Source organism: Fimbriimonadia bacterium (genome assembly GCA_039961735.1).
Classification (GTDB): Bacteria; Armatimonadota; Fimbriimonadia; order Fimbriimonadales; family JABRVX01; genus JABRVX01.
The window spans coordinates 51,503-72,260 of record JABRVX010000059.1 but is presented as its reverse complement, the minus strand read 5'-3'; the positions used below and the strand labels follow the sequence as shown (position 1 = coordinate 72,260).

Annotated in this window: 18 protein-coding genes and 1 tRNA gene; 9 read left to right on the top strand and 10 right to left on the bottom strand. The window is 62.1% G+C overall.

Translation table 11 applies throughout. From position 1 onward, the window contains the following. Positions 1-6 precede the first annotated feature (6 nt). Complete coding sequence (gene glmS, locus HRF45_12670; protein ID MEP0767376.1) at positions 7-1,833, top strand: glutamine--fructose-6-phosphate transaminase (isomerizing); 1,827 nt, start codon at positions 7-9, stop codon at positions 1,831-1,833. A 10-nt stretch (positions 1,834-1,843) separates the two neighbouring features. Next, a complete protein-coding gene (locus HRF45_12665; GenBank protein MEP0767375.1) occupies positions 1,844-2,944 on the top strand; it encodes a DUF362 domain-containing protein in 1,101 nt (366 codons plus the stop codon). A 361-nt stretch (positions 2,945-3,305) separates the two neighbouring features. Here the strand turns inward: HRF45_12665 and HRF45_12660 are convergent, their stop codons facing one another. The 3 genes from HRF45_12660 to HRF45_12650 all read right to left on the bottom strand — a co-directional run bounded on the left by HRF45_12660 (position 3,306) and on the right by HRF45_12650 (position 6,878). Further along, entirely contained in the window at positions 3,306-3,992 is a 687-nt protein-coding gene (locus HRF45_12660; protein ID MEP0767374.1) for a PEP-CTERM sorting domain-containing protein, read from the bottom strand. A gap of 823 nt (positions 3,993-4,815) precedes the next feature. Continuing rightward, positions 4,816-5,514 carry a PEP-CTERM sorting domain-containing protein gene (locus HRF45_12655; GenBank protein MEP0767373.1) on the bottom strand — a complete coding sequence of 233 codons (699 nt, stop codon included), beginning with the start codon at positions 5,512-5,514 and terminating at the stop codon, positions 4,816-4,818. Between the two features lie 254 nt (positions 5,515-5,768). Continuing rightward, on the bottom strand, positions 5,769-6,878 hold the full coding sequence (locus tag HRF45_12650) for an SLBB domain-containing protein (GenBank protein ID MEP0767372.1): 1,110 nt from the start codon (positions 6,876-6,878) through the stop codon (positions 5,769-5,771). A 144-nt stretch (positions 6,879-7,022) separates the two neighbouring features. Between HRF45_12650 and mnmE the strand changes: the two genes are divergently transcribed. From mnmE to HRF45_12630, 4 genes are all read left to right on the top strand, one after another. Further along, positions 7,023-8,360 (top strand): tRNA uridine-5-carboxymethylaminomethyl(34) synthesis GTPase MnmE, encoded by a 1,338-nt coding sequence (mnmE, locus tag HRF45_12645; protein ID MEP0767371.1) that lies wholly within the window; start codon positions 7,023-7,025, stop codon positions 8,358-8,360. A gap of 63 nt (positions 8,361-8,423) precedes the next feature. Further along, entirely contained in the window at positions 8,424-9,194 is a 771-nt protein-coding gene (locus HRF45_12640) for a M50 family metallopeptidase (protein MEP0767370.1), read from the top strand. A gap of 63 nt (positions 9,195-9,257) precedes the next feature. Continuing rightward, complete coding sequence (locus tag HRF45_12635; GenBank protein MEP0767369.1) at positions 9,258-10,253, top strand: Gfo/Idh/MocA family oxidoreductase; 996 nt, start codon at positions 9,258-9,260, stop codon at positions 10,251-10,253. After that, positions 10,250-11,236, top strand: coding sequence for a Gfo/Idh/MocA family oxidoreductase (locus HRF45_12630; protein MEP0767368.1), 987 nt, complete (start codon positions 10,250-10,252; stop codon positions 11,234-11,236). Before HRF45_12635 ends, HRF45_12630 begins: the two co-directional genes overlap by 4 nt. Here the strand turns inward: HRF45_12630 and HRF45_12625 are convergent. Beyond that, the gene (locus HRF45_12625; GenBank protein MEP0767367.1) at positions 11,231-11,902 is read right to left on the bottom strand and encodes a hypothetical protein; all 672 of its coding nucleotides are present in this window, start codon (positions 11,900-11,902) and stop codon (positions 11,231-11,233) included. The genes HRF45_12630 and HRF45_12625 overlap by 6 nt on opposite strands. Positions 11,903-12,011: 109 nt before the next feature. Between HRF45_12625 and HRF45_12620 the strand changes: the two genes are divergently transcribed. Together HRF45_12620 and HRF45_12615 are read left to right on the top strand one after the other, a co-directional pair. After that, positions 12,012-12,103, top strand: a tRNA-Ser gene (locus HRF45_12620). A 16-nt stretch (positions 12,104-12,119) separates the two neighbouring features. Continuing rightward, positions 12,120-13,106 (top strand): lytic transglycosylase domain-containing protein, encoded by a 987-nt coding sequence (locus HRF45_12615; protein MEP0767366.1) that lies wholly within the window; start codon positions 12,120-12,122, stop codon positions 13,104-13,106. Between the two features lie 23 nt (positions 13,107-13,129). Here the strand turns inward: HRF45_12615 and HRF45_12610 are convergent, their stop codons facing one another. The 6 genes from HRF45_12610 to lgt all read right to left on the bottom strand — a co-directional run bounded on the left by HRF45_12610 (position 13,130) and on the right by lgt (position 19,294). Next, complete coding sequence (locus HRF45_12610) at positions 13,130-14,023, bottom strand: glutamate formiminotransferase (protein MEP0767365.1); 894 nt, start codon at positions 14,021-14,023, stop codon at positions 13,130-13,132. Then, the gene (locus tag HRF45_12605) at positions 14,020-14,775 is read right to left on the bottom strand and encodes an SDR family oxidoreductase (GenBank protein MEP0767364.1); all 756 of its coding nucleotides are present in this window, start codon (positions 14,773-14,775) and stop codon (positions 14,020-14,022) included. The genes HRF45_12610 and HRF45_12605 overlap by 4 nt, the downstream gene beginning before the upstream one ends. Positions 14,776-14,786: 11 nt before the next feature. After that, positions 14,787-15,380: a hypothetical protein gene (locus HRF45_12600; protein ID MEP0767363.1), complete on the bottom strand. Its 594-nt coding sequence runs from the start codon at positions 15,378-15,380 to the stop codon at positions 14,787-14,789. Further along, a complete protein-coding gene (locus HRF45_12595) occupies positions 15,377-16,150 on the bottom strand; it encodes a hypothetical protein (protein ID MEP0767362.1) in 774 nt (257 codons plus the stop codon). The genes HRF45_12600 and HRF45_12595 overlap by 4 nt, the downstream gene beginning before the upstream one ends. Before the next feature lie 17 nt (positions 16,151-16,167). Then, on the bottom strand, positions 16,168-18,357 hold the full coding sequence (locus tag HRF45_12590; protein MEP0767361.1) for a UvrD-helicase domain-containing protein: 2,190 nt from the start codon (positions 18,355-18,357) through the stop codon (positions 16,168-16,170). A gap of 103 nt (positions 18,358-18,460) precedes the next feature. Then, positions 18,461-19,294: a prolipoprotein diacylglyceryl transferase gene (lgt, locus tag HRF45_12585; GenBank protein MEP0767360.1), complete on the bottom strand. Its 834-nt coding sequence runs from the start codon at positions 19,292-19,294 to the stop codon at positions 18,461-18,463. Between the two features lie 285 nt (positions 19,295-19,579). Here lgt and galT point away from each other — a divergent pair, with 285 nt between their 5' ends. After that, positions 19,580-20,683, top strand: coding sequence for a galactose-1-phosphate uridylyltransferase (galT, locus tag HRF45_12580; GenBank protein ID MEP0767359.1), 1,104 nt, complete (start codon positions 19,580-19,582; stop codon positions 20,681-20,683). Positions 20,684-20,758: the final 75 nt, after the last annotated feature.

Here is a 20,758-nt window from a genome sequence, read left to right as displayed (position 1 = left end):
CGGCATATGTGTGGAATCACGGGGTACGTGGGTCCGAGGGAAGCGGTCGCCGTTGCGGTGGAGTCGTTGCGCCGATTGGAGTATCGAGGTTATGACTCAGCGGGCGTCGCCTATGCCAACGGCACTGGCATCAGTGTTATCAAACAGGCAGGCAAGATCGCAGAGCTCGAGCGACGCCTGCAGGACTTCGACACGCACTCGAACACGGCCGTGGCACACACGCGATGGGCAACGCATGGTGCACCTACCACGGACAACGCCCATCCACACTGGGACTCCTCCATGTCGGTTGCCATCGTGCACAACGGTATTATCGAGAACTACCTCGAGCTCCGTCGCGAAATGGAGGCGAAGGGGCATGCCTTCCGCTCTGAGACGGACACAGAAGTGATCGCACACGTAATCGAGGAGGAACTGAAGCTCGGAGGGAGCCTGGCTGAAGCGGTCCGCCGGGCTTCGCGAAAGCTTCGAGGAGCCTACGCGGTTGCTACCGTTGCGAACGTGGACCCCGAGGTGATCGTGGCCCTCCGCTGCGACTCGCCGTTGGTCATAGGCTTGGGAGAGAGTGAGAATTTCCTAGCATCCGACATTCCGGCCCTCCTGCCTTACACTCGCGAGGTGATTATTCTCGAGAACGGCGATATGGCGGTGCTTCGTCGCGATCGCGTACAGGTGTACGACTCGGAGGGTCGTCCGGTGCAACGTCCTGTGCAGCACGTGAACTGGGATGTGGAGTCTGCCGAAAAGGGCGGCTACGAACACTTCATGCTCAAGGAGATTCACGAGCAGCCCGATACGCTGACTCAAACACTACTAGGCCGCGTGGTGGATGGGCGCGTGCGATTGGATGTGGGCCTCGCGGACGAGCAGTGGAAGTCCTTCGAGCGGTTCGTCATCGTGGCATGCGGAACGGCATTCCACGCGGGTCTGATCGGCGCGCGCATGATCGAAGGCTACCTGCGCATCCCTGTGAAGGTGGAGTATTCCTCTGAGTTCCGCTACTCAGACCCGCTGTTAGGTTCCAAAGACCTGGCCATCTTCATCAGCCAGTCGGGCGAGACTGCCGACACGCTGGCCGCTCTGCGCCTGTGCAAGGAGCGCGGCGCTAAGACGCTCGGAATCATCAACGTGGTAGGTAGCACGATGGCTCGAGAGTGCGACCATGTGTTATACGTGCAAGCCGGCCCGGAGATCTGCGTGGCTTCTACGAAGGCGTACAGCGCACAGGTATGTGCAATCATGTTGATCGCGTTGCACCTCGATGCGTTGCGTGGCGTTAGTCCCGAGACCGTGCCCTTCATGGTGTCGGAGCTGGCCAAGCAACCGGAGCGCCTGCGAGCGATACTATGCCAAGAGGAAAGGATAGCCGCAATCGCGCGTGAGGTAAGAGACACGTCACTCTGCTTCTTCCTCGGCCGTGGCGTGGACGATGCGGTCGCAATGGAGGGCGCGCTCAAGCTGAAAGAAATCGCCTACATTCCGACCCAGGAGTGTCCCGCCGGGGAGATGAAGCACGGGCCCCTCGCGCTGGTCGAGCCGGGCACCCTGGCCGTCTTCGTCGCGACGCAGAGCCGGACACGCGACAAGATCGCGGGAAACATCAAGGAGATCAAAGCGCGTGGTGCCCGCACGCTGGCCATCGTTCAAGAGGGCGAAGAGACCATTCCCGAGATTTCGGACTTCTGCATACAAATTCCACGCTGTGGACACGACCTGTTCGCGGCTCCGCTTGCCGTTCTGCCCTTGCAGATGTTTGCCTACTTCGTGGCCAAAGAAAGAGGCTGCGACATTGACCAGCCGCGAAACTTGGCGAAGAGCGTTACCGTAGAGTAAGCCGAATGGCATGACATCGAAGGTAGCAGTACTGAAGACGTCACCGCGGACGGTGCTGGAAGACATCGCCCGGGTGATGGGCTTGGGTGGTGCGTGTGAGGCCCTAACCCCCGAAAACGATCTGCTCCTTAAGCTCAACCTCTCCTGGACACTCTACTTTCCGGCCTGCTCCTCACAGCCATGGCAACTGCACGGGGCCGTTCGCACACTACTGGATATGGGCTTTCCGAAGGAGCGCCTTGTTCCGGTCGAGCACCGCACGGTGGTGACCGATCCTCTCAAGGGCCTCGTGAACAACGCATGGGCGCCCGTACTCAAACACTACCAGATTCCATTCACACCACTAACTGAGGTCGAGTGGGTGCGGTATGAGTTCCGAGAGCCGCTGCTGAAGCTGAACGTAGTCTTCCCCGAAGGCATTTACATACCCAAGATGTACATCGGCAGGCAGGTGTTGCACCTCCCGACGGTCAAGACGCACGGGCACAGCACGACGACGGGTGCGATCAAGAACTCCTTTGGCGGCTTGCTGCAAGAAGCGAGGCACTATGCGCACAAGTATATCCATGAGGTGCTCGTTGACTTGATGACCATGCAGCGCGAGTTGCATCCCGGCATCTTCGCGTTGATGGACGGTACGGTGTGTGGGGACGGTGCTGGACCGCGCACCATGGTTCCGCACGTGAAGAACTACCTGCTCGCGTCAGCAGACCAGGTGGCTATTGATGCCATCGCGGCGAAGATGATGGGCTTCGACCCCCTTGAGATCCCGTATCTGCGGATGTGTGCAGAGCGCGGCTATGGCGTGGCAGATCCACGTGACATCGAGGTCGTGGGGGAGAACATCGAGGCGGTAGACTTCGGCTTCCATGTCAAGCGCAGTTTCGTCATTTGGGGCGATCAGATGATACGCAAAGGGCCACTTCGGCCTTTGGAGAAGCTGCTGCTCCACTCGCCGCTCTGGCGTTGGGCGCCGGTTGCAAGCGCTATCTATCATGATTGGTTCTGGTACCCTACTATTGGTCGCCGCTTCATTCGGCAGTTCATGGATAGCGAATGGGGCCCGCTGTGGCAGTCCTACCGCGACGGCTCGGCACTGTCAGGTAGCTAGTTCTTCTGTGTCCTTACCACTCCCGGAGGACGGGTCACTTGGGGGCAAGCGGAGAGAGACCCGAGGCGAAAGAGGGGCGTTGGGAAGGAGAAACTGGGTGTCCCCGGAGGAGTGGAGTATATGGGCGGCCAGGCGGTTTCTCAGAATCCCCCTGATGAGCGCAAGAACCGTTTGGATGGCAGCTGAGGGCCTAACAAGACGCGCCACCCTACCCCGGGGCCACCCGCTATCCCCTTCGTGATGACACCGAACATGGTGAGGTAGCGGGGGCCAGGGTGGGTGTAATAAAAGAAAGACAAAGCCTGTCCCGCAGATGCGGGACAGGCCAATCTAACTTCAGGTCTACTGCAGACCGAGTTGTTTACTTGCGGCGGCGCAGGGCCAGAAGGCCCACGAGGCCGGTTGCGATCGCAGCAATGCTGCCCGGCTCGGGAACGATCTTGACGTAGTTGTCCGTGATCGTCACGGAAGCGCCGACGCCGTCCAGAATGCGGGTCGAAAGGCCAGTACCCGTATTGCGGCCAGCCCAGTACCAGTCCAGAACCTCGTTCGGCAGCGCAGGGCCGACGACGAAGTCGAACAGCATCTTGTTGAAGTTGCGAGCATTGGCCGACTGCCCAGAGACGCCGGCGAGATAGTACAGGCCGCGGTTCGCCACGAAGGGCTTGGTGCTGTCGCTGGGGTCGACGGCCCAGTCGTACATCGGGCCGTAGTCGGGCTGGTGACCGATCTTGATCGGGAACTGCGCCGGAGGCGTGAACTTGCTCGTGACTTCCGCGTCCCAGGTGTTCGCGTCAGCGTCCGTCATGATCTGGTTGTCCAGGACCAACGTTATCTGCAGAGTTCCCCACTGGAACGGCGGGTTGTCATCCAGATCGTTGAAGTAGTACCAGATCTCGATCAAGTCGCCGGGGTTGGCCATAACCGCGCCCGCGTTGCTCATGCCGGTCGTAGCGTTCTTGAAGTAGAGCCTTGCCTCGTACGCTGCGAAGGAACTGGTCGCCAGCGCCATCGCCAGCCCGAGGACTACCGTGTTTCGAATGCTCATGATGATCGGAGACTCCTTTTTCTAAGCAACTAAGACCAACTCAGAGCAGGACATTGCCAATCAACATACGCGACTCGGAGAAGGCCGTCTCCGGGCCACACCCAAACATATCTCTCTCGGAGCGGGATGATATGCCCGACTGCTCGGACAATCTCAACCTCATGATACCAGCACTTTGGCCGAATGTCAACAGGAAAATCGTTCATTGTCGGTTAGGTTTGCGGGATCGGCAAGTCCGGCGCACACTTTGTTTCGCATGCTAACGAATCTGCCGGCTAACGGGCCTATTGGGAACTGCGCTAGACTGTCCTGATGCCCAGACGACCCAGATTCAGCACACGGCGTGCCTATTCGCTGAAGAATATGCCGGATCGTACTCTCTCCGCATAGGGTGGACCTCATTTGGGACTGCGCGAGCCCGCTCTCGCGCTTGCGGGCGCACCCGGGAGGGGTGGCTGCTCGCCGCCGCACGGTTCTCGGGCTCCTCTAGTGCACGCAGACAGCGCAATGTTCGGCACCCGCCAGGGCAGGGGTCGGTCCTGTGAGCGGGGCTCCGAGAATACTGGATTCCCGCCTTCGCGGGAATGAGACAAGTGTTCCATCGGAGAGGCACGGTAGTCACTAACCGTCATTCCCGCGAAGGCGGGAATCCAGGTCCAGTCACGCTCGTCGCGGCGCCTGACCCGAATGCATTCATCCTGAACCTGAGGTAGGACGCAAGATAGAAGGCCCCGACCGAGGTCGAGGTCGGGGCCAAACTAGTCTCAGACTATTCGCGAACGATTACGATGAACCGCACGCGATTCCTAGGAATCACAGGCGACTACTTGCGGCGGCGAAGGGCGAGAAGCCCGACGAGGCCAGTGGCAATCGCAGCGAAGGTGGACGGCTCGGGGACGACCTTGACGTAATTGTCGGTGATCAGGACCGAGGCGCCCTGGTAGTCGAGGATACGAGTCGACAGGCCGGTACCGGTGATCCGGTTCTCGAACGCCCAGTGAAGCTCCTCGTTCATTGCCGCGCCGGGTGCCACGTTGAACGTGAACAGCGTGCGGTTGAAGTTCCAAGAGGCTTCGCGGTTGCCTGCGACGCCGATCAGCGCATAGAGGCCCTTCGTCGCGATTTTCGGATACTCGTCGTTGCTCGGGTCCACGGCGTTGTCGTACATGTCGCCGTAATCCGGCTGCCAGAACACCTTGATCGGGAAGTGTGTCGGCGGCGTCAGCACGCTGTTCACTTGCGTTGCCCAGGTGTTGGCCTGCGCGTCGGTCATGATGGTCTTCCCGTCGAGAATAATGGTCGCCTGGAAGGTTCCCCACTTCTCGGTATTGCCGGTCTGGTCGTCTGCGAAGAATCGGTACTTGATGGCGATCTGGTCGCCAGGGGCAGATATCAACGCACCAGCGTTGCTCGTACCCTTGGTAACGTTCTCGAACCACAGGCGAACCTGATAGCCTGCAAAGCTCGGGGCGGTCAGTAGCGCGGCGAGGGCGCTGGCAACCACGACGTTTCGGATCTTCATGTGTCGGTCCACTCCTTCTTTCCCAAACTGATTAGCTGTCTTGTGGACCTACATTCGGAGGTCCATCCAGAAACAAGACAAAGTATGTCGGACTTCCTCAAGCGCGGCCGCGCTGCGACCCTTAGGGAACGCTTGCGTCGTCCGCCAATAGGATAGCACGGTTTTTCCAATCTGTCAACGAGAATCTTCAGGAAAACCCAGAAGATCGCATAGCAGACCCCGTCTCGGGACCGAAAACATGCCCCTCATGCACTCTAGAGCTTCCGGAGAATCAGGATCAGACTTAGCAGAATCCACGCATAGTTGATGGCTTCACCCACCGAGATGGCCTTCGGGGGGAAGGGGACGATGACCGTATCTCCGGCCTTCAGCTCCACGTCCGACGCCTGGCCGCGTAGGACTGAGGCAACGTTCACCTTGATCGTCTGCTCGCGTCCGCTCTCGATCCGTTTGACCTCGACCCGATCCAGCCGAGCCGATTCCAGTGGTTTCCCAGCCCCGTACAGCGCCTCGGTCACGGTCATCTTCTCCTTGTAGGGCACCAGGCCCGGATTACCGACCGCTCCCCGAACCATCACGTACGAGGATGCCGCGAGCATAGGTACGAAGACCTGGTCTCCCGGCGTTATTGGTGCGTTACCACCTACCTGGGTCAGGTTGATCTCCAGAGTTCGGCCGTCGGCCTTCTGCACCTTTATGCGCGTGAGATCGGCGTCCGCCTTCGTGCCGCCGGCTGCCTTCAGCGCGTCCGCGAGGGTCATGCTCTCGGTGTGCTTTACGATACCGGGCTTCAGCACCGCGCCCAGCACGGTGACCTCCTGTACGGCCGGCCGGATGGCCACGTATACCTTCGATCCGGCAGGAACCACCGGATTGCCCTCCGTGCGACCTGCCGCCTGAAAGGCTCGGTAGTCCACGACCTGCACGGTGCCGTCGGGCAGCGTCAGGCGCACGGCTGCCAGGTCGGCGTTCGGCGTCGGTTGCGCCTGCTGCAGAAGGTCCTCCAAGGTGGATGTCGTGGTGACGGGATAGTCTCCCGGCTTCTGCACGGCTCCGGTCACCGACGCGACTTTGGGGGGCTCGCCCGAGAGGATGACCGAGACGCGTGGATCCAGCAACACCCGCTGGTCCGCGAGGATCTTGCGGATCTTGGCCGCGGCGGCGTCGGTTGTTAGGCCCAAGACCTCGACCGCGCCGATAAAGGGCATCAGGATCGTGCCGTCCGTGCTCACTACGTACTCGCCCGTCAGCTCCTTGCTGTCCGATACCACCACGTTGAGCTTGTCACCTACCGCTATCCTCTGCTGTGCCAACGACCCAACGCACAGCCCGACCAACAGCAGTCCGACCAACCAGAATCTCATCCCGACCTCCTGCCTACCGATTGCGCGGCTGCGCCGTTCACTCCTGCCGGGCCCACTCGGTATTTTCGCTGTCTCGGCGAACAGGCAGCGGGCGACACGGACTACACGAACCAAGTGCTCGACCCCCCTGATACAATCCACCCGATGGACACCGATACCATTGCCGCCATCGCGACGCCAGCGGGCGTGGGAAGCATTGGAATCGTGCGGCTCTCGGGCCCCGACGCCTTCGCAATCGCGCGGCGACTCTTCCAAGGACCGGACATCCAGGCGGGTCGCATCGTGCACGGCCGCCTCCGCGCACCAAACGGCGAGATGGTGGACGAGGTGGTGCTGCTGCCCTATGCGGCTCCACACAGCTACACCGGTGAGGACGTCGTGGAGTTCTGTTGCCACGGTGGTGTTACCTGCCCGCCAGCAGCCTTGCGCCTCTGCCTGCAAGTCGGAGCGCGTATGGCAGGCCCCGGTGAGTTCACGCAACGTGCATTTTTGAATGGAAAGCTCGACCTGGCTCAGGCGGAAGCGGTGTGCGACCTGATCAACGCGACCGCCGAGGCGCAGCGACGACTCGCGACGCGCCAGCTCGAGGGCGAACTCAGCCGTGCGGTCCGTTCCATCGCCGACCGCATCACGGCGGTAATCGCTGCCGCTGAAGCTGCCGTCGACTTCGCCGAAGAGGTCGGCGAACTGGACGCTCAGCAGGCCCTCGATGGACTTACGCAGGCCCATGCAGCCATCCAGGAGCTTCGTGCGGGCTACCGTCAGGGGCGAATGATTCGCGATGGCGTCGTAGTAGCCATCGTCGGCCTGCCGAACGTGGGGAAGTCCAGCCTGCTCAACGCGCTCCTCGGTACTGAGCGAGCTATTGTGACGGACATCCCAGGCACGACACGTGACACCATCGAGGACCGAATCCTGCTCGATGGCGTTCCAATAACGCTGTGGGACACCGCCGGCCTGCGAGAGGCGACGGATCCCGTCGAGCAGATAGGCGTCCGTCGCACGGAAGAAGCTATCGAGCGCGCGGACTACCTCCTACTGGTCCTCAGCCCGGATGACTGGCGGGACCCCGCCAATACTCGTCTCGCCCGTGTTCAGGGTGTCGGTCGGACGTTGGTGGTGCTCAACCAGATTGACCGTGGCCTCATCGAGGAAGTTGAGTCGACATTCCCGGATGTCATCTCTGTCTCCGCGCTGACCGGCGCGGGGCTGGACCGGCTTCGTTTGGCGTTGCGCGAGAGGATCTTGGGAGGCGCGCCGCTAGACTCGGCTCTGGTGAGCCGGGAGAGGCACTTGACGGCGCTGGAAGAAGCCCAGACATCAATAGAGGCAGCCCGGAGAACCCTCGAGGAGGACATGCCCTCGGACCTCGTGACCATCCACCTGCGCGAGGCCCTCGATGCGCTCGGTCTCATTACGGGAGAGACCGTTACCGCAGACCTCGTGGAGCGAATCTTCGCCGACTTCTGCGTGGGCAAGTAGCCCAATGCACCGGGACACAGAGCCGGAGGGCAACCCTCCGAAATCATAGAACGTACTGGAGACGTGGGCATTCCAACGAGTCCGACTGACTATCTCGATCTCGGCGACAGGCCGCACCAGACGGGCAGAACGGGGGTCAACTACCGCACCACCCTCGTCGTCGCCTCGCTCGCCGCTATGTTTCTCTGGTACTGGCCCATCGGCAGGATGCTCATCAGCCCCGTCACCATCCTCAACACCTTCATCCACGAATACATGCATGCGCTTGCTGCGTGGGCCTCCGACGGGTCTGTGTCCCACATTATCGTGTATCCCAACGCGAGTGGTGTCACGCACATCACCGGCGGCCAGATATGGCTCATCGCCCCTGCGGGTTACGTAGGCTCTGCCGTGATGGGGGCAGTGCTGCTCGTGCTATCCCATCGCGAGCGGCTCGTGCGGTGGCTCCTGGGCTTCTTCGCGGCTTCGGTGGCTTTGGGAATGATCGCGTTGGTCCGGGGTGAGGCGCTTGCGGTTGCCGTGGGGATCACCAGTGTGGTCGCCATTTTCGCCGGCGCGAAGTGGCTGCCAACCGGGGGAGTTGTCTTCCTCGCGCAGTTCGTCGCCATCCAGCAGTGTGCGGCGGCGTTCCAGGCGTTCTACTGGCTCTTCAAGGCCACGGAGGGTCACGGGATGCCGAGCGACGCGATGCGCATGGCACAGACGACTGGCTTACCCGCAGAGCTGTGGGCCTCCTTGTGGTGCGCATTCAGCGCCGCGATGGTGTACTTCGCGGTCCGCTACGCTTGGCGGTCTGCCGGACGAGAAGGACCCCGCAGGAGGTCGCGCACCTAGGTCGTATCCCCTCTCCGGGTCCGCGGCGTGCCGCAAGACCCTCTACGAACCCGGAGGATGCCCATGTTGAACATCGGCATCGTGGGCCTCGGCAACATGGGCCGTGTCCACGCTCGCCATTACCGAAACGTTCCCGGTGCTGCACTGGCAGCAGTATACGACCTGAAGCCCGAACGCCTCCAACCCTTTTCCAGCGAGTATGGCGGTGAGCCGGTCGGCTCGTTCGAAGAACTGCTCCAGCGTTGCCAGGCGGTGGACATCTGCACCCCCACGCCGACACACAGGCAACTGGCCGTTCAGGCGCTGGATGCCGGCAAGCATGTCATCTGCGAGAAGCCGATGTGCCTCACGGTGGAGGAATGTCGGGAGGTTGTCGCTGCTGCCGAGCGCGCGGGGCGCGTGTTCATGCCCGCCCACGTGCTCCGCTTCTTCCCGGAGTTCGCGTTGGCCCACCGCCTAGTAAGGGACGGAGAGGTCGGCACGCCGGCGGCCATCCGCACTCATCGAGGCGGACCGTTCCCCAAGTGGAGCAGCGGTTGGTTCGGCGACTACAGCCAGAGCGGCGGCGTGCTGCTGGACCTGGTAATCCACGATTTCGACTGGTTGCGTTGGACATTCGGTGAGGTGGAGCGCGTGTTCGCAAAGGCTCTGGTGCACCGCAACATCCCGCAGTGCGATTACGCCCTGGCAACGCTGAAGTTGCGCTCCGGGGCGATCGCACACGTGGAAGGTACCTGGGCGGATCCCGGCGGCTTCCGCGTCTGGTTCGAGATTGCGGGTGACGGTGGCTTCTTGGAGTACGACTCGCGTAACAACCCGACTTTCAGCGTAGCAAAGCGTTCGACAGGTGACGCGCCGGTAGCCCCGCATCGCGAAAGCCCGCTGATGCCCAACGACGACCCCTACCGTCGAGAGCTCGCACACTTCGTCGAGTGTGTGACCACGGGCAAACAGCCCGACATCACGGCTGAAGACGGGTTGCGAGCAGTGGAGATATCTCGGGCGGCGCTCGACAGCGCCCGCACCGGCCAGCCGGTAAGCCTGGGAGGCGGACGATGAGCCTGAAAACGGGAATCCTGAGCACGGCACACCTACACTCGATGGGATATGCGGATGCGCTGCTGAAGAACCCCCGCTCCGAGTTCTTGGGAGTCGCAGACGAGGACCCAGAACGCGGTAGGTGGTTCGCCAGCAAGTTCGGCGTGCCGTTCTATGAGAGCTACGAGAAGCTCGCCTCAGAGGCGGACGCAGTGGTCGTCGCGGCGGAGAATGTGAAGCACCGCGAGATCGTAGAGCTTGCCGCACAGCACGGCTGCCACGTCGCGTGCGAGAAACCCCTCTGTACCACCCTCGAGGACGGGCACCGCATGATCGAAGCGTGCGAGAAGGCGGGAGTGCAGCTCATGACATGCTTCCCTTGCCGATACACCCCCTCGTTCGAACGGACCCTGACTCGGGTGAGAGACGGCGAGATCGGTCAGGTCTACGCCGTCGCCGCTACCAACCATGGCATGATGCCACACGACTCCTGGTTCAACGTGATATCGCTGTCGGGCGGAGGCTCGATGATGGACCACACCGTCCACGTCGCAGACCTGTTGCGCGTGCTGCTGCAGTCCGAAGTGGTCACCGTGTACGCCGAGACCGGCAACAACATGTACCACGGAGACTACGAGGACATCGCCATGTTGACCGTCGAGTTCGAGAACGGCGTGTTCGCAACGGTCGACTCTAGCTGGTCACGCCCGCTTTGCTACAAGATATGGGGCGACGTAACGATGAACGTGGTCGGCAGCGAAGGCGTCATCGAAATGGACATGTTCGCCCAGGGCGTGATGGCTTACAGCATGAAGGACATGAGGGCGCGCCAGCAGAGCTACGGTGGCAATATAGACGAGCCGCTTATCGAGGAGTTCCTGCGGGCCATCGAGACCGGTGAGCCGGTGCCTATCTCGGGCCATGACGGCTTTAAGGCAGCCGAGGTGGCCATCGCTGGATACGAGTCGGCAGCGACTGGAAAGCCGGTGAGGCTTCCGCTATAGCTTCGCGCGCTTAAACTCCTTCAGCATCAGCACCCGCTGGTCCGCCTCGGGCCCCATGCCGGTCTGATAGCGAACCACGCCAAAACCTGGGGCATACCAGGTGCGGCGGTAGAAAGCGTTCTCCAGATTGTCGCCATAGTAGTTGAACGCGTCCACTCGAATCGCCATGTGCTTGCCGGACGGCGTCTCGATGGACTCGAGGCCCTTCACTTCGTACACCCACTTCTCATCGCGGACATGCCCGCCATCGTAGGTCTTGATCATGGTTTCCCACTTCTTGCCCTTGAACAGCGGGAACTGGAGCTCGGGTAGCACAGCGTCCCGGTGGGTCACGCCGTCGAACTGATGGATATACAGTCCCTCTTGGTCCGTCCAGGCAACGAACTCGGATGGCGCGCGGCCGTCCTCGCCGACGTCTTCCAGCTTCCACACCATCTTCCCCCCGTACTCGACCCTGCCCACGACCGTGCGAATCCTGTCAGGCATGATCTCGCCGGACCGCGAGCGGTCGCTGTACACCCACTTGTTGCCCTGACCGAGCGGGTACAGGTCGTCCGAGAGGCTTCCGATGATCTGGGGCTTGCTCGCGTCGCGGCAGCCTGCCGCGGCCGCCGCCGCGAGGCACGCCACGAGGAGCTTGGCCAAGCTGAGTTCTGTTCTCTCCATAGAGGAATCCAGGGTACCCCGACCAGGTAAGAGCGCGGGTTTTCCAAGCCCAGAGAGGGTGTGCGCATCCGCATCTCCAGCCGGGACGTTTGGTATAATGTCGGGCTGCGGAGAGGTGGCTGAGTGGTCGAAAGCGCCCGCCTGCTAAGTGGGTAACGGGGGAAACCTTGTTCCCGGGTTCGAATCCCGGCCTCTCCGCCAGACCATTTAAGGGATGATGCGCGGAACCATCGCAGCCCTGCTTCTCGGCCTCGGCGTCGCCGCCTTAGGCGACGGACTGAGCGACTACCTGGCCCTGCGCGCTAAGTTCGGGGTAAAGGCCCCTTGCGCTCCCCACCTCGTCGGCACCCAGCCCCACGGCTCGGTCTTGGAAGTCTCCGGTCGCATCCAGGGTACGTCTAAGAGTGGCGACAGCGAGATGTGCATTCTCGCCGCCGAGGAGCAGGCCCTCATCGTTCGGGGATCGCCGTTGCCGGAGTGGTTCGGCCGCGGACAGGTCGGCGTGCGACTGCTGATCCGCGTGGATGCCGAGGGCCGGTTAGGGATGCCCAACCTGCACCTGATTGCGGCCATCGGGGAAGGGGAGATTGCGGCGCACGAAGAGAAGCAGCGTCGAGCCGAGGAGGCCCGGCGAGCGCGAGCGGCCGCTTCTGCCGCAAAAAGCCCTGTTGCGGCGCCTGCACCGAAGGAGGACCTACCCAAAACGCTGCTCGCCTCGCTGGAACAGGTCCTGCCGGGCTACAAGGCCTACGTGAAGTCGGTGAATGGCAAGCTGACCGACTGGGAGGCGGAGCAGATCGCCCGCAGCATGCTGGTCTTCAGCGCCAAGCACGGTGTAGACCCTCGCCTCGTGACCGCCGTGGTGGTGTGCGAGTCGGGGTTCCGTCCGGCGGCCACATCTGCCAAGGGGGCTGCAGGGCTGGGCCAACTGATGCCCTCCACCGCGAGGGGAATGGGTGTTCAGAACGCGTACGACACCAACGAGAACCTGGAAGCCACGGTGCGGCTCCTTCGCGGGCACATGCTGAAGTATAAACCTGCGGACAAGGAGTACGTGGACATGAAGACGCTGGCGACGGCGCTTGCGGCGTACAACGCAGGCTCCGGGGCGGTCCGCAAGCACGGCGGGATTCCCCCCTACGCCGAGACTCGGGGCTACGTCACGAAGGTGCTCTCTCTCTACCGCCGCCTGTGCGGAGAGTGAATCGTGAGGCGGTTGCGGCTAGCCTAATAAGCTACCACTTGCTCCGGCCATAGGCGCAGGTGCATGCGTTCCCACTCCGCTGAAGCCCGGGCTCTGGCAACGTCCGAATCCCGCACCACCCCCACGACTTCACACCACGCCACTGCACCGCCGGCACGCGAGGCCACGAACGAGAACACATCGGCCATTCCTGTCCGATCCGGCTCCGTGATGTTGGTAGAGACCTGCGACATGCCGCGCGACTCCAGTGCAACACCCATAGCCATCACTCCGTGCAGGACCTCATCGGTGCCCCTGACCTCGCGAAGCTCCTTCGCGATGCCTCGAGCAAGGCCCGGCTCCGGCAGCGACAGGTTCACGTTGAACGCTGTCAGCGGACCACGAACGCCCAGAATGACCGCACCGCGAGCCTCATGTAACCGAGCAGGCCCGAAGTCCGGCGCGTGCTCACCCAGCAGTTCTTTCCCGACCCACCCCTCGTACTGACCCTTTCGGAGAGCGGCCAGCTCCCGCGGCTTGTCGGGTCGGGCCGAGTCGCCGTAGAGGAACACCGGTACCTGTCCGAGCTCTGCGATCCCACGCCCCAGTTCCGCCGCTAGCCAGTGCGCGGCATCTTTGTGCTCGGGCGCCGTCGCTACCAAAGGCAGCACGTCCAGCGCGCCGATTCGGGGATGCACGCCTCGATGTTTCCGCAGGTCGATCCGCTCGAAGGCTATGCGAGCCATTGCGAGAAGAGCGGCGCGCAGAGCATCGGGCTCGCCGGACAGCCCGGTAACCGTTCGGTTGTGGTCAACGTCCCAGCTAAGCGTGTGGAGGGTGACGCCGGGTGCCGCCGCGCTTTCTTGCAAAGCCCTGACGAAGTGGTAGTCGCGTCCCTCGGAGAAGTTGGGAATGGACAGGATTGGCCCAGGTTTCACACCATGTGATACCCGCCGTCCACGAAGATCACCTCCCCGGTGATCCCACGCGAGAGGTCGCTTAGTAAGAAGAGGGCTGCGTCGGCGACCTCCGGCTGCGCTACCGGCGTGCTCAGCGGCACGCGCTCCTTCGCCTCCGAGGTCATCTTGCTGAAGCCCGGGATGCTACGCGCTGCCACCGTGCTGATCGGCCCGGGCGAGAGCGCGTTGACGCGGATGCCCCTCGGGCCGAAGTCATACGCCAAGTACCGCGTAGAGCTCTCGAGTGCCGCCTTCGCGATGCCCATGATGCCGTAGATGGGAACGACCCGAGAACTACCGAGGTAGCTCATGGTCAGGCAACTGCCCCCGTCGCGTAGCAATCCCTCCAACGCGCGGCAGCAGGCGACGAATGTGAAGCAACTAGTTTCCAGCGCCACCTTGAACCCATCGCGGGAACAATCCAAGAATCGCCCAGCCATGTCCTCCCGACGAGCATAGGCCACGCTATGTACGATGAAGTCCAGTCCTCCGTAGTCTCGCTGAAGGCTGTCGGAGAGCTGGGCGAGCTGCTCGTCGCGGTTGAGGTCGCACTCGTATACGCGAAAGCTGTCGTTGCCTTCCGTCAGCCCGAGGACCGAATCGAGCATCCGCTCGTCCTGGTAGCCAATGGCCACTTTGGCACCGTGTCGAGCGGCTGCCTCCGCCACAGCCCACGCTATCGAGAACTTGTTGGCCACGCCAAAAACGACCCCGGCTTTTCCCTCGAGCAGCAAGTCCCCCCTCACTTTGCCAGTTCGTACGACACGAGCTCGGTAACCGTCCTCTTTCCGTTCGCGTCCAACACACCCTTTACCCAACCGACCCCCAGGGCATAGCTGTCCGTGGTGGTAATGCGGATCGGGCTGCTGCCTGCTTCCACCGTCACGGTTTTGGACACGACCAGAACATCGAACGTGCCTGCAGGTACCGTGAGCTTGCCAATGGCCGTGTGCTGACACTTCGCAGAGGCCTTGTACGTCCCTCCGCCGATGGTCACGGTCCCTGACCACTCCCAGACAGTGCCCGGCTTTGCAGGTAGCTTCAGTTCCACCATGGGCGGCGAGAACTTGGCCGCCGTGCTGTCCTCCTGGACCAAACCATCGGCCGTCCAGTACAGAACGCTCGTCGTCTTGTCGCCCTTCTCCCCACGCACCTCGAGCACGAACGCCTGCTGATCTCCCTTCTTGCGCACCTTGGTTACCCGGTTCACGACGGTCTCCTTCCCGTCGCCCGCCGTCTGACGATAGGTCCAGCGGTTGCCCACCTTGAGCGGAAGGTAATCGGATGGGCCTGCCGCAAGGAGCAAAGGAGCAATCAGCAACGCGACTACGATCACGAACCCCTCTTGGACAACAGCATGGACATCTTGCCTGCCCGGCTGACGAAGACGGCTTTCACGATCCCGATGTCCTTCGCGAACCAGAAGTCGAACTGCTCGGCCAAGGCACCGGTTCCCGAGCCGACCACGCGGGTGATCTCCGTATGAATGGCGTCGAAATCACCGGCCGGAGTCGCCACACGCTCGGTGCCCACGATCTTGCCGATGGCCTTGCCAGGCGCGGTGCGACCTTGGTTGTCTTTCAGCGTGAAGGTGTCTTCCCAGCGGGCCTCCTCGCTCCACTTGTTGGGAAGGATTCGTAATGCGTAGGGTGCCGGTGAGGTGACGGTTCCAGGCTGAAGGAGCAGTCCCTTGTCGGGGTGCCAAAAGTACGTCTCCTTGACGGTGCCCGTTGCCTTCGGTGGTGGTGCCGGCTCGCCTTCTTTCGAAGGCTTGTCGAACTCGTGACTGGTGCCCGTAACGTGCTGATAGCGAATGGAACCGCTGGAGCCGGGTGACTGAAACGAGTAGTCGACTCTCGCCGTCTTCAGATCGCGCGATGCCATATATTCGCGTTTCTCGGGGCCTTTCATCGGGAAGAAGGAGGTGAAGGGGACCTTCGAAGGGTCCAGCGTCGGTTCCGCGAGGTGCTCGGGCTTCGTCGTCGTCTCGGTGGTGGACTTCGTGCTTTGGGGCGCCTCGCCGCAGCCCGAGCTAAGAAGTACCAGCAACGGGAGCAGGGCGAACAGCCCAGCGGCGAACGGCAACATCAACCTATTGGTCTTCACTGGAATACTTCAACCTCCTACCCTAGGGCTTCGAGATCGGCGAAGCGCTGTAGCAGCTTCTTGATGCCGACAATACCCGGAAACGCTACGGTGACTTCGCTGTCCTCACCCACCGGAACGCAAGCCACCACGACCCCTAAGCCGAACTTCTTGTGCCGCACCTTCTGCCCCACCGCAAAGGCGGGCTCGCGGGCAGCCTCTGTCTGCTGCTGAACGACCGGGGGACGCGCCGGATGCCGCTCCGTTCCAGGTCTCAACCCCGACGCGGCAGGTGGGATCGGTGCCCCGAGCGAAGTGACCACGTCGGGATCCAGGTCCTGCAGAAAGCGCGAGGGGCGGTTGAACGATGTCTGACCGCGAAAGGCTCGCCTCGTCGCGTAGGTCAGATTCAGCTCCTCCTGTGCCCGAGTCATCCCGACGTAGCAGAGTCTGCGCTCTTCCTCGAGTTGGGACTCCGAGTCGAGGCAACGTTGATGCGGAAACACGCCTTCTTCGAGGCCCGCGAGGAACACCACCGGGAATTCCAAGCCCTTCGCGGTGTGCAGGGTGAGAAGCTGTACGGAATCCGCCCGTTCGCCCACGAAGTCGGCGTCCGATACCAAAGCGATGTTCTGCAGAAACTCGGCCAGCGTGGGCTCCTCGGCGCGGCTGTCGTAGTTGCCCGCAACGGTCAAGAACTCGCGAACATTCTCGACCCGATCCCGGCCCTCTTCAGTTCTGTCTGCCGCGAGCGCATCGAGATAGCCGCTTTGGCGGATGGTTGCCTCGACTACCGGCAACACCGGTCCTTCCAGTGGCATCTGCCGCAAGTCCTCGATGAGCTGAACGAACGCCGCGACCCGCTTGCGTGCCGCCGTGCCGAGCGCCTCTATCGCGGCATCGGACCGCATTGCGTCCCACAGACGCTCTGCGTTGTCTGCATGGTCCCGTAATACCTGCAGCGTCGTAGGGCCGATGCCTCGGGCGGGCACGTTGACGATGCGCTCGAGCGCCTTGAGGTCATACGGGTTGTGGATGACGCGTAGGTAGGCGACGACGTCCTTGATCTCCTTCCGCTCGTAAAACCGCGTGCCCCCGATGATTATGTGGGGGATGCGGAGGCCGAGAAACGTTTCCTCGAAGGCTCGCGACTGAGCGTTCGTGCGATACAGGATCGCGAAGTCGCCGTAGCGCCTGTGGCCGGCTCGCACCTCGCGCTGAATGGTCTCGGCAATCACTTGCGCCTCGTCGGTCTCCGTGCCACACATCGTCAGGGTCACTGGCGAGCCGCCAGCATTCTCGGTCCACAGCTTCTTTTCTGCGCGGTTGCGGTTGCGACGGATGACGCGATGCGCGGCGTCCAGGATGCTCTGAGTCGAACGGTAGTTCTGGTCCAGCGTCACCACCTTCGCGTCCGGGTAGTCGCTGGTGAAACGCAGGATCAGCTTCACGTCGGCTCCGCGCCACCCATAGATGGACTGGTCGTCGTCGCCGACCACCGTGATGTTCTCGTGTTCCCCGCCGAGTAGCTGAATCAGTGTGTACTGCGACTGATTGACGTCCTGATACTCGTCCACCAGCACATGGCGGAACTGGTCTCGGTAGCGCTCGAGCACCGTTCGGTCTTCCCGCAGCAGCCGCACTGCGAAAAAGATCAGATCGTTGAAGTCTAAAGCGTTGTACTCGCGTAGGCGGGCCTGATACTTCGGGTACACCTCGGCGACGATCCGCTCGAAGAATCCGTGCACAACGTCGGGGAATTGCTCTGCGGAGATCAGCTTCTCCTTGGCCCGACTGATGGTGGTCAGTACCGAGCGGGGGGTGAACTGCTTCTCGTCCAGGTTCAGTTCCCTGAGGCAGTCTCGCACCACAGATGTCTGGTCGTCATCATCATAAACGACGAAGTTGCGGTCTATACCGATGCGCTCTCCACACTCGCGCAGGATGCGGCTGCACATCGAGTGGAAGGTGCCCACCCACCGCGGCTGCAGGTCCTCGCCCAGCAGTGCAGCGACACGCTCTTTCATCTCGTTCGCGGCTTTGTTGGTGAATGTGACGGCGAGCACGTTCCAGGGGCGCAGGCCGTCCGAGATGAGGCGCGCGATTCGATAGGTAATCACCCGAGTCTTGCCGCTCCCTGCACCGGCAAACACCAAGAGCGGCCCGCCGGGATGCATGACTGCCTCCAGTTGCTTGGGGTTGAGAGAGGAGAGATCGAGCTTGCTCACCGCCCTTCAGCCTACCCGCTCGCCGTACCGGGTGTCTAGCGGATCAAGCTGATTCGTGTTGACGTTTGTCAACTCATCAGGACCAGGTGCCCGAGCCGGTAGGCTACGAACCAGGTTGAGAGCTCGGCTCGGGTCGAGGACGCCCAGCACGTGGCGCTCTTTCTTCGGGCGGTGCCCACCTCGCTGTGCCGTGCCGCTGAGCCCACAGCAGGCCGAGCACGCCGATGGCAACCACCAACAGAGCCACCGCTTGGGCATCCGTCAGCAGCCCCGGAATCAGATACGTAGAGGTCGCCCCGGCGCGCGTGAATTCGTAGAGGAACCGATACAGCCCGTGTAGCAGCAGGAATCCCCAGAAGATCTGGCCTTGCTTTCCGTCCCTCCGATCCCACCACAGCAGCACTCCCGCGATGATCAGGTTTGCCACCGTCGCGTAAAGCTGTGAAGGGTGGCTGGGCGGCGTGACACCGTCCGGCGTGCGAAACGTGCAGGCCCAGGGTAGGTTAGTGGGTGACCCGTAGCAGCAGCCGTTCAGGAAGCAGCCGATCCGCGCGATGGCGTAACCGAGGGCGATCGAGGGCGCACACAGGTCGGCCCAGCGCCAAAACGAGATCTTTCGGCGACGCGAGTACCAAAGTCCCGCCAACACGCCCGCGGCCAAGCCCCCGAAGTAGGTCAGCCCGCCCTGCCAGATGTACAGCACCGAGATGGGGTTATCTCGGTAACTGGACCACTCCTGAACTACCCACCCGATTCGCGCCCCGATAACCCCGGAGACCAGCAACACCACGCCGATGTCCAGGATAGTGTCCAGATCGGCGCCGTACTTGGGGCCGCGACGCCATGCCAGTACGATTGCCAGAATGAACCCGAGGACCAGCATCAGCCCGTAGGAGCGTACGGGCACGCCGAACACTTCGAATAGAATGGGGTACACGGCGAACCTCGGCAGTCAGGGTACCGTCAATATACCTGGAGTGAGTGTCGCAGCCTACGGATCAGCCTATTGACCTCGCAGGCGCCTGGTCCAGGCCTCTGCGTGCCGCTTAGTCCGATTAGGCTATACTTTCGCGCGCGAGGGCCTGTGCTCTACGGTTCATCCCCCAGAAAGATGTTGTTGGAGCCCGGCGCGGATTTGGGGAATAGAAACGGTGAGTGCCGCGCTCGCGTCCGCGTTGCGCTGTTGATTCTGCGGCTTAGGCTGCGACGATAAGGTGGGAGCATGGCTGATTTGCCTGAGTTGAGAAGGGACCCGGCGACCCGAGAATGGGTCATCATTTCGCCGAAGAGAGAGGGTCGTCCGAAGGGGTTTCGGATACCGGACGGTGACGAACCGCTCGAAGAGTTCGACCCCGAGTGCCCGTTCTGCCCCGGCAACGAGACAATGACCCCGCCCGAAGTGCTGGCCTATCGGAGTTCCGATTCCCAGCCCGACTCGCCCGGCTGGTGGGTGCGAGTCGTCCCCAACAAGTTCCCGGTCATCTCGCCCGATGGAGACCTGGACACCAAGGGCTTCGGCATGTACGACCTGATGCACGGCGTGGGCGCCCACGAGGTGATGATCGAAACGCCGAAGCACAACTTGCAGATTGCGACCATGCCCCTGCAGCAGTTGGCCGAAGTGCTTTGGGCCTTCCGTGACCGATGTCTCGACCTATCGCAGGATACGCGCGTGCGCTACACAATGCTGTTCCGCAACCGCGGTCAAATCGCGGGAGCAACGCTAGCACACCCTCACTCCCAGCTCGTCGCGCTGCCGATGATCCCGCACGACCTCAAGCAGAAGATTGCGGGCGTCGCAGCATACTACGACTTCCACGAGCGATGCCTGTACTGCGACATGATCCGCCAGGAAACCAATTTCGGCGAGCGCCTCATCTGTGGCAACGAGGAGTTCATCGCGTTCTGCCCGTACGCCCCGAAGTACCCCTACGAGATCGTGATCATGCCGCGCGGTCACCGCAGGTCCTTTGTCGAAGAGACCCGACACACCATCGAACCGATGGCCCGCATCGTCCGCGAGGTGATGCAGCGCCTCGATAGCGCACTGAACAGCCCGCCGTTCAACTTCACCTTCCACTCCGCGCCGGTGAATGTCGAGAAGGACCCGCTCTTCCACTGGCACCTCAGCGTGCTGCCTCGGCTCACCATCGCAGCAGGCTTCGAAATGGGTACCGGCATCTACATCAACACCGTGCGCCCCGAGGATGCCGCGCGCATCCTCCGAGAGGAGCCCATCGAGCCGAAACTCGTAGAGGCTGCTCAGCCCGCTTCGCCAGGCAACGGGGAAACTAAGTCCGCGAGTAAGAGCAAAGTTTCGACTTGACAGAGGGGTAGGGATCGTTCACACTGAGAGGCCCGACACAGTGGCGTCGGGCCTCTCGCCTATGCTTTTGGACCG

Coding starts and splice junctions, on each gene's coding strand:
- HRF45_12665 (MEP0767375.1), top strand. CDS start 1,844: ATGACATCGAAGGTAGCAGTACTGAAGACGTCACCGCGGACGGTGCTG.
- HRF45_12635 (MEP0767369.1), top strand. CDS start 9,258: ATGTTGAACATCGGCATCGTGGGCCTCGGCAACATGGGCCGTGTCCAC.
- HRF45_12660 (MEP0767374.1), bottom strand. CDS start 3,992: ATGAGCATTCGAAACACGGTAGTCCTCGGGCTGGCGATGGCGCTGGCG.
- HRF45_12655 (MEP0767373.1), bottom strand. CDS start 5,514: ATGAAGATCCGAAACGTCGTGGTTGCCAGCGCCCTCGCCGCGCTACTG.
- HRF45_12615 (MEP0767366.1), top strand. CDS start 12,120: ATGCGCGGAACCATCGCAGCCCTGCTTCTCGGCCTCGGCGTCGCCGCC.
- HRF45_12650 (MEP0767372.1), bottom strand. CDS start 6,878: ATGAGATTCTGGTTGGTCGGACTGCTGTTGGTCGGGCTGTGCGTTGGG.
- HRF45_12625 (MEP0767367.1), bottom strand. CDS start 11,902: ATGGAGAGAACAGAACTCAGCTTGGCCAAGCTCCTCGTGGCGTGCCTC.
- glmS (MEP0767376.1), top strand. CDS start 7: ATGTGTGGAATCACGGGGTACGTGGGTCCGAGGGAAGCGGTCGCCGTT.
- galT (MEP0767359.1), top strand. CDS start 19,580: ATGGCTGATTTGCCTGAGTTGAGAAGGGACCCGGCGACCCGAGAATGG.
- HRF45_12630 (MEP0767368.1), top strand. CDS start 10,250: ATGAGCCTGAAAACGGGAATCCTGAGCACGGCACACCTACACTCGATG.
- mnmE (MEP0767371.1), top strand. CDS start 7,023: ATGGACACCGATACCATTGCCGCCATCGCGACGCCAGCGGGCGTGGGA.